At 66.6% G+C, this 12,624-nt stretch carries 12 protein-coding genes and 1 pseudogene; 4 read left to right on the forward strand and 9 right to left on the reverse strand.

Annotation, left to right across the window (positions count from 1 at the left end; genetic code table 11):
• Positions 1 to 149: 149 nt before the first annotated feature.
• Complete coding sequence (gene pbpG / locus AC3FMM_RS15765; RefSeq protein ID WP_147299821.1) at positions 150 to 1,367, forward strand: D-alanyl-D-alanine endopeptidase; 1,218 nt, start codon at positions 150 to 152, stop codon at positions 1,365 to 1,367.
• 67 nt (positions 1,368 to 1,434) lie between these two features.
• On the opposite strand, the gene AC3FMM_RS15770 is transcribed toward pbpG, so the two are convergent.
• From AC3FMM_RS15770 to AC3FMM_RS15780, 3 genes are all read right to left on the reverse strand, one after another.
• Positions 1,435 to 2,847, reverse strand: a complete 1,413-nt coding sequence (locus AC3FMM_RS15770) for an FAD-binding oxidoreductase (protein ID WP_116312423.1) — start codon at positions 2,845 to 2,847, stop codon at positions 1,435 to 1,437.
• A gap of 15 nt (positions 2,848 to 2,862) precedes the next feature.
• Positions 2,863 to 3,612 carry a FadR/GntR family transcriptional regulator gene (locus AC3FMM_RS15775; RefSeq protein WP_116312424.1) on the reverse strand — a complete coding sequence of 250 codons (750 nt, stop codon included), beginning with the start codon at positions 3,610 to 3,612 and terminating at the stop codon, positions 2,863 to 2,865.
• A gap of 138 nt (positions 3,613 to 3,750) precedes the next feature.
• Positions 3,751 to 4,536 carry an IclR family transcriptional regulator gene (locus AC3FMM_RS15780; protein WP_012352591.1) on the reverse strand — a complete coding sequence of 262 codons (786 nt, stop codon included), beginning with the start codon at positions 4,534 to 4,536 and terminating at the stop codon, positions 3,751 to 3,753.
• Positions 4,537 to 4,773: 237 nt separating this feature from the next.
• On the opposite strand from AC3FMM_RS15780, the gene AC3FMM_RS15785 reads away from it, so the two are divergent.
• From AC3FMM_RS15785 to AC3FMM_RS15795, 3 genes are read left to right on the forward strand one after another with little or no spacing between them, the layout of a single operon-like run.
• On the forward strand, positions 4,774 to 5,499 hold the full coding sequence (locus AC3FMM_RS15785; protein ID WP_116312425.1) for a (Fe-S)-binding protein: 726 nt from the start codon (positions 4,774 to 4,776) through the stop codon (positions 5,497 to 5,499).
• A gap of 29 nt (positions 5,500 to 5,528) precedes the next feature.
• A complete protein-coding gene (locus AC3FMM_RS15790; RefSeq protein ID WP_488686912.1) occupies positions 5,529 to 6,941 on the forward strand; it encodes a LutB/LldF family L-lactate oxidation iron-sulfur protein in 1,413 nt (470 codons plus the stop codon).
• Positions 6,938 to 7,207: a hypothetical protein gene (locus AC3FMM_RS15795; RefSeq protein WP_115709094.1), complete on the forward strand. Its 270-nt coding sequence runs from the start codon at positions 6,938 to 6,940 to the stop codon at positions 7,205 to 7,207. The genes AC3FMM_RS15790 and AC3FMM_RS15795 overlap by 4 nt, the downstream gene beginning before the upstream one ends.
• A gap of 46 nt (positions 7,208 to 7,253) precedes the next feature.
• Here AC3FMM_RS15795 and AC3FMM_RS15800 read toward each other — a convergent pair.
• The 6 genes and pseudogenes from AC3FMM_RS15800 to AC3FMM_RS15825 all read right to left on the reverse strand — a co-directional run.
• A pseudogene (locus AC3FMM_RS15800) lies at positions 7,254 to 7,415 on the reverse strand (LysR family transcriptional regulator); the annotation flags it as partial.
• 94 nt (positions 7,416 to 7,509) lie between these two features.
• A complete protein-coding gene (locus tag AC3FMM_RS15805; protein ID WP_488686913.1) occupies positions 7,510 to 7,890 on the reverse strand; it encodes a hypothetical protein in 381 nt (126 codons plus the stop codon).
• Positions 7,891 to 8,291: 401 nt separating this feature from the next.
• Complete coding sequence (locus tag AC3FMM_RS15810) at positions 8,292 to 9,086, reverse strand: ABC transporter ATP-binding protein (protein ID WP_012352596.1); 795 nt, start codon at positions 9,084 to 9,086, stop codon at positions 8,292 to 8,294.
• A gap of 1 nt (position 9,087) precedes the next feature.
• A complete protein-coding gene (locus tag AC3FMM_RS15815; RefSeq protein WP_012352597.1) occupies positions 9,088 to 9,984 on the reverse strand; it encodes an ABC transporter permease in 897 nt (298 codons plus the stop codon).
• Positions 9,985 to 10,161: 177 nt separating this feature from the next.
• Positions 10,162 to 11,139 (reverse strand): ABC transporter substrate-binding protein, encoded by a 978-nt coding sequence (locus tag AC3FMM_RS15820; RefSeq protein WP_092313453.1) that lies wholly within the window; start codon positions 11,137 to 11,139, stop codon positions 10,162 to 10,164.
• A 436-nt stretch (positions 11,140 to 11,575) separates the two neighbouring features.
• Positions 11,576 to 12,610 (reverse strand): quinone-dependent dihydroorotate dehydrogenase, encoded by a 1,035-nt coding sequence (locus AC3FMM_RS15825; RefSeq protein ID WP_326346855.1) that lies wholly within the window; start codon positions 12,608 to 12,610, stop codon positions 11,576 to 11,578.
• Positions 12,611 to 12,624: the final 14 nt, after the last annotated feature.

Below are 12,624 nucleotides of genomic sequence, written 5' to 3' on the forward strand. Positions count from 1 at the left end.
TTCGAAGGCGGACGTGACGCATCACGTACTTTTTCCACAATGTGGAAATGTATGTGAATCGAACTTTAAGGAGCGTCCGTAAGTCTTTAATCTTGCTAACAATTTCTTTCTTTCCTACACTAGCGCCATTCCTATGCGCTGAACGAATCATGTTCCGGTCTGATTCCATTTTCTCCAGATTCTTCGGCTCCACACCTTTGTCCGCCGTCGCCGCCGCGGTACTGGTGTCGGTGTCGATGGTCGCGGTGCCTGTGGCCGAAGCGGCCACCAAGGCCTCATCCACGCAAAAAACAAGCAAAAAGCAGGAAAAATCCGCTAAAACGGAGAAAAAGACCGCTTCGAAGCCTGTTGCCAAGAGCGCCCGCAACGCCAGGGTCGCGAAGAGCGAAGCAGGCTCCGCGCGCAAGGTGGTGGTGCTGAAGAAGGGCAAGCGCCACGTCGTGGTAGCGCAGCGCGCGGCCCCGGTGCGGGCTGCGTTTACGCCGTCCAAGCCGTCGCTGGGCGAGGCCATGGGCCTGCGCGACACCGACGATGCGCTGGCCTTGCGCTCCAGCGTCGCCCTGGTGATGGACCAGAACTCCAACGAGGTGCTGTTCCAGAAGAATGCCGGCGCCGTGCTGCCGATTGCATCGATCACCAAGCTGATGACCGCGCTGGTGGTGATGGACTCGCGCCTGCCGATGGACGAGGTGCTGACCATCACCGAGGAAGACCGCGACACCGAGAAGCACAGCAGCTCGCGCCTGCGCTTCGGCACGCAGCTGACGCGCCAGGAACTGCTGCTGCTGGCGCTGATGTCGTCCGAGAACCGTGCCGCTTCGGCGCTGGGCCGCCACTACCCGGGCGGCCTGCCGGCCTTTGTGCAGGCCATGAACCGCAAGGCGCGCGAGCTCGGCATGAACGACAGCCATTTCGTTGATTCCAGCGGCCTGTCGAGCAGCAACGTGTCGAGCGCGACCGACCTGGTGCGCATGGTCAACGCCGCCTACCGCAACCCGACCATCCGCGAGTACTCGACCCAGACCGAGCATGAAGTCAACGTGCTCGGCCGCACCCAGCATTACGTCAGCACCAACCGCCTGGTGCGCGGCGGCAACTGGGAGATCGGCCTGCAGAAGACCGGCTTTATCTCCGAGGCCGGCCAGTGCCTGGTGATGCAGGCACGCGTGCACGGACGCAATGTGGTGATGGTGTTCCTGGATTCGGCCGGCAAGCTGTCGCGCTTTGCCGATGCCAACCGCGTCAAGGACTGGCTCGAGCATTCGCCGTCCTCGCCGCAGCGCGGTTTCCCGTCGTCGCCGAACCTGACGCAGGGTCCGGGCAGCGCCCACGCGGTGCTGGCCTCGCAGCAATCGCGCGGCATCTGAGCGCGCACGCCTGGCCGGAAAAAAAACGCGCCGCAATGCGGCGCGTTTTGCTTTGGTGCGGCAGCGCTCAGAGCAGCTTGCCGGGGTTCATGATCCCGGCCGGATCGAACACCGACTTGATCTCCCGCATCAGCCGCAATTCCAGCGGATCCTTCACTGCCAGGAAGGCATGGCGCTTGAGCTGGCCGATGCCATGCTCGGCGCTGATGCTGCCGCCGTAGCGCATCACCTCGTCCAGCACCGCATCGGTCACGGCATCGCCCTGCGTGGCCGCCCAGTCCCTGGCGGCGCCGGCGGGACGCGACAGGTTGTAGTGCAGGTTACCGTCGCCGAAGTGTCCGAACACGAAGGGCCGGATCGCGGCATCGAGCGCGCGCAGCCGGGCTTCCATCGACGCCATGAAGGCCGGGATCTGCTCGATCGGCAGCGACACGTCGTGCTTGAGGTGCGGACCGTCGGCGCGCTGCGCTTCGGAGATCTCCTCGCGCAGCTTCCATAGCGCCTGCAGCTGCGCGAGCGAAGCGGAGACTGCGGCATCGAGGCACAGCTCGCGCTCCAGGGCCTCGCCGATGACGCGTTCCAGCAGCGCGTTCAGCGCCGCCTCGTCGGTGGTATCGGCCAGTTCCACCAGCACGTAGGCCGGGTAGCGCTGCGCAAACGGCTCCTGCACGCCTTCGGCATGGGCGAGCACCAGGTCCAGGCAAGCGCCGGTAAAGAATTCGAAGGCCTGCAGGCGTGCGCCGCATTGCTCGAACAGCAGTTCATAGAGCGCCAGCGACTGCGCCGGCGAGGCCACTGCCGCCAGCACCACGCTGCGCGTATCGGTGCGTGGGAACAGGCGCAACGCCGCCGCGGTGATCACGCCGAGCGTGCCTTCGGAGCCGATCAGCAGCTGCTTCAGGTCATAGCCGGTATTGTCCTTGCGCAGCGTGCGCAGCCCGTGGAAGACCTCGCCGTTGGGCAGCACCGCTTCGACCCCCAGCACCAGTTCTCGCGTCATGCCATAGCGCACCACGTTGACGCCGCCGGCATTGGTGGCCAGGTTGCCGCCGATCTGGCACGAGTCTTCGGCGGCCAGCGACAGCGGCAGCAAGCGGTTGGCGTCCTGCGCCGCGCGGCGCAGGTTGCCCAGGATGCAGCCGGCCTCGGCCACCATGGTATTGGCGATGGTGTCGAGCGAGCGCACCGCGTTCATGCGGTCCAGGCTCAGCACCACGTTCTGTGCGCGGGCGTCGGGCGTGGCGCCGCCGCACAGGCCGGTATTGCCGCCGCGCGGCACCACGGGCACCGCGGCCTGCTGGCACAGCGCCAGCGCGCGCGACACTTCGTCGACGCTTCGGGGTCGCAGCACCGCCTGGGCCTGGCCGCTGTAGATGCCGCGCCAGTCGGACAGCCACGGCGCGATATCGTCGGGGTGGGTCAGCGCGGTGTCGGGGCCGAGGGCGTCGGTAAGCCGCTGGGCGAAGGATCCGTTTTGCATGATGGTGGTGTGGTCTCAGGAAAGGGATGCGGGGCTGGCGGCGCTCGCTGCCGTCGCTGCGTCGTCGCGCGCGCGTAGCGCAAGCCCGAGGCGGCGTGCGGCGCTTTGCAGGTGGTCCACCGCCGCCGCGCGCGCCGCGCCGGCATCGCCGCGGCGAATTGCCGCGACGATGGCCTCGTGTTCGGCATGCACGGTCTCGGCCAGGCCCGGCTGGCGCAGCGTATTGGCACGCGCGGTGGCGACGGCCTGGTGCAGCTGCAGGTTCAGGTATTGCAGCAGCTGGCGGTAGTACGGATTGTGGGTGGCAGCGGCGATGCCGATATGGAAGGCCGCGTCGAGATCGGCAGCCGGCTGCGGGTCGTAGAGCCGGTCCTGCAGGCGCTGCAGCAGTGCCGCCAGCGCGGCCACGTCGTCATCGGTGCGGCGCACCGCGGCCAGCGCCGCGGCGGCGCCTTCCAGGTCGATGCGCAGGTCGTACAGGTCGGCCAGTTCGCCGGCGTCGAGCTGGGGCTCGCGCGGCAGCTGGAAGCCGGAGGCGCCGGTGCGCGAACGCACCGTGCAGCCAACCCCCTGGCGCGATTCGACAAAGCCCTGCGAACGCAGGTGCTCGGTGACTTCACGGATCACGGCGGCGCTGACGCCGTATTGCTCGGCCAGCTGCCGGCCGGTCGGCAGGCGGCTGCCGACGGGGTAGGCGCCGCTTTCGATATCGGCGCGCAACTGGCGCGTGACCTGTTCGGTAAGGGTGACGGTGCGGGTTCGCATGGCAGTCGATTATAAGGTTTGCTGGTTATCTGAAAACATAGGGTAAACGTTAGGGTGGAAAATCTGGGGTATCAAAAGCAAAACGCGCGGACTGCCTCGCTGGCAGCCCGCGCGTTGGCGGCAATGCGGCAGGTGGCGTCAGGCCGCGGCTTCGGTCACGTAGCCCATGCCGCGCGAGATCTGCAGCGCGGTGTCCTTCAGGTTCTGCAGCCAGCTGTCCTGCAGCCGGTCCGCCGGCGCCGACAGCGACAGGCCCGCCACCAGCCGGCGCGAGTCGTCATAGATGCCGGCGGCGATGCAGCGCACGCCGAGTTCCAGCTCCTCGTTGTCGCGGGCATAGCCGTTGGTGCGGACCCAGTTGAGTTCGCGTTCGAGTTTGGCCAGGTCGGTGATCGAGGTGCGGGTGTGGCCAGCCAGCCCGGTGCGGGTGGCGTAGTTGCGCACGCGCGCCGACTCGTCGGCGGCCAGGAACAGCTTGCCCACCGAGGTCAGGTGCAGCGGGGCGCGGCCGCCGATGGCGCGTACCACCTGCATGCCCGAGCGCTCGCTGTAGGCGCGCTCGATATAGACGATCTCGTCGCCCTGGCGCACCGACAGGTTGACGGTCTGGCCGGTGACGCGGTGCAGCGCGCGCATCGGTGCCAGTGCCGCGTCGCGCACCGACAGGCGCGCCTTGACCAGGTTGCCCAGCTCCAGCAGCCGCATGCCGAGCCGGTAGCTGCCGGGGTCGGAGCGGTCGACAAAGCGGCAGGCCACCATATCGTTGAGAATGCGGTGCGCGGTGGAAGGATGCAGGCCGGTGGCCAGCGACAGCTCTTTCAGGCTGACCGGGTCGGCATGCTGGGCGAGGGCGTCCAGCAGGGTCATCATGCGCTCGATGACCTGGATGGACGTCTTGCCGGGTGACTTGTCTGCGTCGGACATGGTTGGGAAAAGTAGCAATGTTGCCTTGCGGCATTTTTAAACGTCTGCCTGATTCTATCTCGCATCGTGAAAATTTCAATAGGTGAAATGACATTACGGTAAGAAACCGCCGGTGATGTCGCTGCGTGAAGTGCCGTGCATGGCACCGCATTCACGAGGCCGATGAACGCTTTATGCGCCACCCGCGGCGCCAAGCGCGCATAATTGCGGGGTTTCAGGGTCTGGGAGAAGTCAACAATGCGAGTCGGTCTGTTCCACACCTGCCTGGTGGACCTGATGCGCCCGGAGATCGGTTTTTCGGTGCTCAAGCTGCTGGAAGCCGCCGGCTGCGAGGTCATGGTGCCCGAGGCGCAGACCTGCTGCGGCCAGCCGGCCTACAACTCGGGGGAGCGTGCGGTGTCGCGCGACCTGGCCGAGAAATTCCTGCGCGAGTTCGAGATGTTCGACTACATCGTGGTGCCGTCCGGCAGTTGCGGCGGCATGATCCGGCATCACTACGCCGACCTGCTGCGCGACGATCCCGAACTGAACGGTCGCTACGAGCGCCTGCGCGAACGTGTGTACGAGCTGACCGACTTCCTCGCCAACGTGGCCCGGGTCGAGACCCTGCCGTCGACGTTCTCGGGCCAGATCACATACCACGATTCGTGTTCCGGCCTGCGCGAACTGGGCGTCAAGCAGCAGCCGCGCGCCTTGCTGTCGCGCCTGCCAGGCGTGCAACTGACCGAGATGAAGGACTGCGAGGCCTGCTGCGGTTTCGGCGGCACCTTCTCGGTCAAGTACGGCAATATCTCCACGGCCATCGTCGACGAGAAGTGCACCAACATCCAGGCCACCGGCGCCGATGCGGTGGTGCTGGGCGACCTGGGCTGCATCCTCAATATCGAAGGCCGCCTGCGCCGCACCGGCGACAGCCGCACGCGCGTGCTGCATATCGCGCAGGTGCTGGCAGGCGACGCCTGACCGCGCAGACACATCAGGAATTCGCCACGATGCAAGTCCACAGCATGGAATTCAAGGCGCGCGCCGGGCAGAAACTGGCCGACCAGCGCCTGCAGCAGAACCTGAAGAAGCTCTCGACCAAGTTTGTCACGGCGCGCGCCGAGGCGATCCGCGACATCGATTTCGACGCCACGCGCGAGGCCCTGAAAGAGCGTCGCAACCGCGCGCTGGAAAACCTCGACGTCTGGCTTGCCACGTTTGAAGAGAACGCGACCCACCGCGGCGCCACCGTGCTGTTTGCCGAGACCACCGCCGACGCCGCGCGGCTGGTCGCCGAGATCGCGCGCGAGCATGGCGTGAAGAAGGTCATCAAGAGCAAGTCGATGGTGACCGAGGAAATGCGCCTGAACCAGGTGCTGGGCGAGATGGGCGTGCAGAGCATCGAGACCGATCTCGGCGAGTACATCCTGCAGATCAACGACTCGGAGCCGCCCTCGCACATCATTGCGCCGGTGGTACACAAGGACAAGGACGAGATCGCGGACCTGTTCGCCAAAGTCCACCACAAGCCGCGGCTGACCGAGATTCCGGAGATGACGCGTGAGGCACGCGAAGTGCTGCGCCCGGAATTCCTCAGCGCCGACATGGGCGTCACCGGCGGCAACTTCATCATCGCCGAGACCGGCTCGGTGGCGGTAGTCACCAACGAGGGCAATGAAGGCATGTGCACGGTGATGCCGCGCGTGCACGTGGCGGTGACCGGCATCGAGAAGGTGCTGCCGACGCTGGAAGACCTCGCGACGGTGATGCGGCTGCTGCCGCGCTCGGCCACCGGCCAGGCGATTTCCAACTACTTTTCGCTGCTGACCGGGCCGCGTGCCGAGGGCGAGCGCGACGGTCCCGAGCATATGTATTTCGTGCTGGTCGATGGCGGCCGCAGCGGACTGATCGGCGGCGACTTCCAGGAGATGCTGCGCTGCATCCGCTGCGGCGCCTGCATGAACCACTGCCCGGTGTACCAGAAGATCGGCGGCCATGCCTATGGCTGGGTCTATCCCGGCCCGATGGGCAGCGTGCTGACGCCCAGCTACGTCGGTCTGGCCAATACGTTAGACCTGCCGCAGGCGGCCACCATGTGCGGCGAATGCAATCGCGTCTGCCCGGCATCGATTCCGTTGTCGGACCTGCTGCGCAAGCTGCGCGAAAAGCAGATGGAACGTGGCCTGCGGCCATGGCAGGAGCGCTTTGCGCTGAAGGCCTGGGGCTACGTGGCCAAGCGGCCCGAACTCTATGCGCTGACTGCCCGCATCGGTGCCTGGCTGCTGGGCCGCATGGGCGGCAGCAACGGACTGATTGCCAGCTTGCCGCTGGCGGGCAAGGGCTGGACCGAAACCCGCGACATGCCGGCGCCGTCGGGCCGCACATTCCGCGAACTCTACAAGGAAAGGAGGGCGCGTTCATGAGCGCAGCCAACACGGAAACGCTGGCGCGCATGCGCGCCGCGCTGGACCAGCATGTCGCGGGGTCGATGCCCGCGCAGGAACTCGTGCGCGCCTGGCGCGATGCCGGCAGCGCGCTGGCGCTGCCGCCTGTCTACGGGCAGGCGATGGAAGAACTGCTGCGCAGGCTGGAGATGTCCGCGGTGTTTGCGCAGGACAGCTGCTCGTTCTCGAGCAGCGCGGTGACGGACCAGCTGGCGCGGTGGCTGGACAAGGCGGCGACGGCCTGAGGCCTTCACGCTTCGCCGCGGCCGCTTCTTCAATCGCCGCCGCGGCCTAACGCTTCATCGTCCCCGTCAGCGTCTCCACGAATTCCAGCGACAGCCGCGACAGCGGCTCCGTCTGCACATGGAAGATCTGCACCGAGGCATTGACCTTGGTGCGGATCGGCACGGCGACGATATTGGGCCAGTTCGCACCGAATACCGTCATCGCATCAGCCCGATCAGGCGGGCGTTCTCGGCTTGCAGTGCTGCGAACGCATCGTGATCAGTCATCGACTCCATACTCGCCGAACAATTTATCCCCTCACTCAATCGCTATCCTCGGCGTCGCGAATCCGGGCCGGCCGAGTTTCAGGCTCTCGCTTGGTGCGGACCGGTTCCGTGGCCAGCCGATGCTCGTCAGGCAATTCACTGGTTGGGGAGCCGCCATCGAAATGCTTGAAGGCGGTTTTCAGAGCACCAACCAGATCTGTCACGATCTCCACATTTTCGAGAACAGGGAACTCCTTTCGGAGCTTGTTCGAGACTGTACCCTGGTTGTCCCTGACCGAGCGGATGATCCGATCGATATCGGCGTCAGGACCGTCGATGATGTCCTTCACCATCCGCCGAGCGGTGGTCCACTCCTGCAGAATACCGGCCTCCGTCCTCATTTCTTGCCTGATGGTCCTGTCGATGACATCAGCCATATACTCGACCTGCGCAGTCAGGTCAGGGTAACGCCATGCGGGCAATGCTGCGTCGTATCCGGCGAACGTAAAGTTCGACTGAACACCATCCGGATACAACTGGCGGGTCGGCGTGAACGTTTAATTTGGCCGGCAGCCGTTTAAAAATCCCACGATTTTTTGATTATCGTTTAAACGACACTTCCTTGCTGCCTGTTCTGCGTACGTAGCGGTAAGATCGAGCGCGCCGTCGCGTACCGGGCAGTTCAGCGCATCGGCTATCGCCGGCATGCAAGCGGGAGCGGGAGCGCACAGTCGGCACAGTTGGGCGTCATGGCGCGCCCCGTTGCCGTCGCCCGCTGATCGGCGCTAAACAAAAAACGGGGAGCCGAAGCTCCCCGCATTTTTTCTTGCCCGCGCTGTCACCCCAGCAACAACGCATCGTCATCCAGCTGCTCATGCCGCGTCTGCTCGAACATCTTCAGCAGGTCCGGCACATCCAGCCCCTTGCGCTTGTCGCCCGAGACATCCAGCACCACTTGCCCCTGGTGCAGCATCACCGTGCGCTGGCCGTAGTCGAGCGCCTGGCGCATGCTGTGCGTCACCATCATCGTCGTCAGCTTGCTTTCCTCGACGATGCGCGCGGTCAGCTCCAGCACGAACGCGGCGGTCTTCGGGTCCAGCGCGGCGGTGTGCTCGTCCAGCAGCAGGATGCGCGACGGCTGCAGCGAGGCCATCAGCAGGCTGACCGCCTGGCGCTGGCCGCCGGAGAGCAGGCCGATGCGGTCGGTCAGGCGGTTTTCCAGGCCCAGGTTGAGCAGGCGCAGCTTCTCGCGGAACAGCTCGCGCGAGGCGCGGTTCAGCGCCGGGCGGAAGCCGCGGCGGCTGCCACGGGCCATCGCCAGCGCCATGTTCTCCTCGATCGTCAGCGCTTCGCAGGTACCCGCCATGGGGTCCTGGAACACGCGTGCCACCAGGTGGGCGCGGTCCCACGCAGGCTTGCGCGTAACGTCGGTGTCATCGATGGTAATGCGGCCCGAGTCGACCATCTGGTCGCCGCTGATCGCATTCAGGAAGGTCGACTTGCCGGCGCCGTTGGAGCCGATCACGGCGACAAACTGGCCGCTCGGGATTTCCAGGCTGAGGCCACGCAGTGCGCGGGTCTCGATCGGGGTGCCCGGGTTGAAGGTGAGCTTCAGGTCTTGTGCGCGCAGCATCTCAGGCACCTCCGTTCTTGCGGGCAAAGAGCTTCTTGCGCGTCGCCGGCAGCACCAGCGCGATCGTCACCAGCGCGGCGGTGACCAGGTTCAGGTCCTGCGCCTTGAGGCCGATGAAGTCGCTGTTCAGCGCCAGCGCGATGAAGAAGCGGTACAGGATGGCGCCCAGCACCACCGCCAGCGTGGTCCAGATCAGCCGGCGTGCCGGCAGGATGGTCTCGCCGATGATCACCGCGGCCAGCCCGATCACGATGGTGCCGATGCCCATCGAGATATCGGAGCCGCCCTGGGTCTGCGCGAACAGCGCGCCGGCCAGCGCCACCAGCGCGTTGGACAGCGCCATGCCGGCCAGCGTGGCGCGGCCGGTGGGGATGCCCTGGGCGCGGGCCATGCGCGGGTTGGCGCCGGTGGCGCGCATCGCCAGGCCCAGCTGCGAGCTGAAGAACCAGTCCAGGCCAACCTTGGCCACCACCACCACCACGAACAGCACCAGCGGGCGCAGCACGTAGTCGGGCAGCCACTCCGGCTGCAGCACGGTGAACAGCGTCGGCTCGGTGATCAGCGGCACGTTGGGGCGGCCCATGATGCGCAGGTTGACCGAGTACAGCGCGATCATCATCAGGATACTGGCGAGCAGGTCCATGATCTTGAGCCGCACGTTGAGCCAGCCGGTGATCCAGCCGGCCAGCGCGCCGGCCGCGATGGCGACCACGGTCGCCAGGAACGGGTCCTGGCCCGCGGCGATCAACGTCGCGGCCACGGCGCCGCCCAGCGGGAAGCTGCCGTCGACGGTCAGGTCGGGAAAATTGAGGATGCGGAAGGAAATCAGCACCCCGAGCGCCACCAGGCTGAAGATCAGGCCGATCTCCAGGGCGCCCAGAAGGGAAAAGAGGGACATGGGGGAATCCTGTTGCGGGGTCCGGCGTCTGTCTTGGCGCCGGTTTCGGGGCGGTGCGCCCGGCACGCCCGGTGGGGCCGCCGGCCGCCTCGCCCTGGTCTGTTCCGGCCGGGCCGGGTAGGCCGGGCCAGCGCATCCGCCGCCTCGCGGCGGCGGCATGGCAGGGCGTGGCTGGGCTTACTTGATGACGGTCTTTGCTTCCTTGACCAGCTCCGGCGACAGCGTGACGCCTTGCTTGGCGGCCGCGCCGGTGTTGACGAACAGTTCCAGGTTGTCGCTGGTCTGCGAGGCGATCGCGCCCGGCTTCTCGCCCTTCAGGATGCGCACCACCACCTTGCCGGTCTGGTGGCCCAGGTCGCCGTAGTTGACGCCAAGTGCCGCCACGGCGCCGCGCTTGACGCTGTCGGTATCGGCCGCCACCAGCGGGATCTTCGATTCGTTGGCGACCTTGACCAGGGCCTCGTACGCCGACACCACGTTGTTGTCGGTGTTGGTGTAGATCACGTCGACCTTGCCGATCAGGCTCTTGGCGGCCGGGCCGATGTCGACGGTGCGCGGCGCGGCGGCTTCCTTGAGCGTCAGGCCTTCCTTGGCCAGCAGCGCGCTCAGTTCCTTGACCACCACCACCGAGTTGGCTTCACCCGGGTTGTAGACCATGCCCACGGTCTTGGCCTTGGGCACCACGCGCTTGATCAGGGCTACCTGCTTGTCCAGCGGCAGCTTGTCCGACACGCCGGTGACGTTGGTGCCCGACGCCGACCAGCTCTTGACCAGCTGCGCCGCGACCGGATCGGTCACGCCCGAGTACACCACCGGCACGGTCTTGGTGGCGGCCACCACGGCCTGCGCCGACGGCGTGGCGATGGCGACGATGGCGTTGGGGTTGTCGCCGACGAACTTGCGCGCGATCTGCGCGGCGGTGCCGGTGTTGCCCTGGGCGCTCTGGTATTCCCACTTCAGGCTCTTGTCGGCGTCATAGCCGGCCGCCTTCAGCTCTGCGCGCACGCCGTCGCGGATGGCGTCCAGCGCGGGATGGTCGACGATCGACAGCACCTTGACGGTCTGGGCCTGCACGGCGCCGCCGTACAGCAGTGCCAGCGCCACGGCGCCGCCCAGGATGGACTTGGATGCTGCGAGACCCTTGGTGGATTTCATTATGTGTGCTCCCCCGAAACTCGGTTCTGGATTGGATACGGCCGCGGATGGTTCGGTCAGCCGTCCTGGCCCGCGCGCATGCTGGCGCACGGTGCCGGTCCGGGCGGGCGCGGCGGCTTCCTGCGGCGGGAGGGAGCGTGCGCGGACGCGTCGGATGCGACAGCGATAAGCCTGCGAGGATACCACTTCCCGCGCACGAAATGGATAGTCATCATGCGGAAGTGGGGCATCCGATGCTGCCAGACGCCCGCTATCCGCCATCGAGGCGCATTTTATTGCGCGGGAACCGGGATTTGCTTGTGGATTACCCTGATTGCGGCGGCCGCATCTTCATGCAATTGCGTGTCACCAGGGTGTCGAGGTTTTCCTCGACCCGGGCGGTGCGGGTGGCGCATCGGCCGGGTAGGATCGGGGCCTTGGGCCGGCCCCGTCGCGCTCAGCCGCGCAGCGCGGCGGCGCACTCGCGTACCAGCGCCGGGCCGCGGTAGATCAGGCCGCTGTAGACCTGCACCAGGCTGGCCCCGGCGTCGGTCTTGGCGCGCGCGTCGGCGCCGCCGAAGATGCCGCCCACGCCGATGATCGGCACCGCGTCGCCGACCACGCCGTGCAGCGCGCGCACCACGCGGGTCGAGGCTTCGAACACCGGGCGCCCCGACAGGCCGCCGGCTTCGTCGGCATGCGGCAGGCCCTTGACCGCCTCGCGCGAGATGGTGGTGTTGGTGGCGATCACGCCATCGATCTGGTGGCGCACCAGCGCGTCGCCGATATTGCCGATCTGGTCGGCGTCGAGATCCGGCGCAATCTTCAGCGCCAGCGGCACATAGCGCTTGTGCTGGTCGGCCAGGCGCTGCTGCGCGGCCTTCAGCGTCGACAGCAGGCTGTCGAGCTCGCTCGCGCCCTGCAGCTGGCGCAGGTTCTTGGTGTTGGGCGACGAGATGTTGACCGTCACATAGCTGGCGTGCGGATAGACGCGCTCCAGGCAGTACAGGTAGTCGTCGTTGGCGCGCTCGATCGGGGTATCGGCGTTCTTGCCGATATTCAGCCCCAGCACGCCGCCCTCGGCCTTCCAGCGCGACGCCTGCACATTGGCGACGAAGGCATCGACGCCGCCGTTGTTGAAGCCCATGCGGTTGATCAGCGCATCCGCCTGCGGCAGCCGGAACATGCGCGGGCGCGGGTTGCCCGGCTGCGCGCGCGGCGTGACCGTGCCCACCTCGATAAAGCCGAAGCCGAGCGCGGCGAGGCCGTCGATATAGGCGCCGTCCTTGTCCAGCCCGGCGGCCAGGCCGACCGGGTTGGGAAAGCGCACCCCCATGACCGTGCGCGGGTCGTCGGCGATGCGATTGCCGATGCAGCCGCCCAGGCCCATGCGGTGGGCGCGCAGCAGGTTGTTCAGCGTGAAATGGTGGGCGTCCTCGGCATCCATCGAGAACAGGGCGGGGCGAAACAGGGGGTAGAGCGCGTTGAGCACGTGGGCAGGCGGCC

The organism is Cupriavidus sp. 207A1 (assembly GCF_057798955.1).

Excerpts from the sequence above, each read along its gene's own strand:
- pbpG (WP_147299821.1), top strand. The coding sequence starts at position 150 with ATGTTCCGGTCTGATTCCATTTTCTCCAGATTCTTCGGCTCCACACCT.
- AC3FMM_RS15770 (WP_116312423.1), bottom strand. The coding sequence starts at position 2,847 with ATGCAAAACGGATCCTTCGCCCAGCGGCTTACCGACGCCCTCGGCCCC.
- AC3FMM_RS15775 (WP_116312424.1), bottom strand. The coding sequence starts at position 3,612 with ATGCGAACCCGCACCGTCACCCTTACCGAACAGGTCACGCGCCAGTTG.
- AC3FMM_RS15780 (WP_012352591.1), bottom strand. The coding sequence starts at position 4,536 with ATGTCCGACGCAGACAAGTCACCCGGCAAGACGTCCATCCAGGTCATC.
- AC3FMM_RS15785 (WP_116312425.1), top strand. The coding sequence starts at position 4,774 with ATGCGAGTCGGTCTGTTCCACACCTGCCTGGTGGACCTGATGCGCCCG.
- AC3FMM_RS15790 (WP_488686912.1), top strand. The coding sequence starts at position 5,529 with ATGCAAGTCCACAGCATGGAATTCAAGGCGCGCGCCGGGCAGAAACTG.
- AC3FMM_RS15795 (WP_115709094.1), top strand. The coding sequence starts at position 6,938 with ATGAGCGCAGCCAACACGGAAACGCTGGCGCGCATGCGCGCCGCGCTG.
- AC3FMM_RS15805 (WP_488686913.1), bottom strand. The coding sequence starts at position 7,890 with ATGGCTGATGTCATCGACAGGACCATCAGGCAAGAAATGAGGACGGAG.
- AC3FMM_RS15810 (WP_012352596.1), bottom strand. The coding sequence starts at position 9,086 with ATGCTGCGCGCACAAGACCTGAAGCTCACCTTCAACCCGGGCACCCCG.
- AC3FMM_RS15815 (WP_012352597.1), bottom strand. The coding sequence starts at position 9,984 with ATGTCCCTCTTTTCCCTTCTGGGCGCCCTGGAGATCGGCCTGATCTTC.
- AC3FMM_RS15820 (WP_092313453.1), bottom strand. The coding sequence starts at position 11,139 with ATGAAATCCACCAAGGGTCTCGCAGCATCCAAGTCCATCCTGGGCGGC.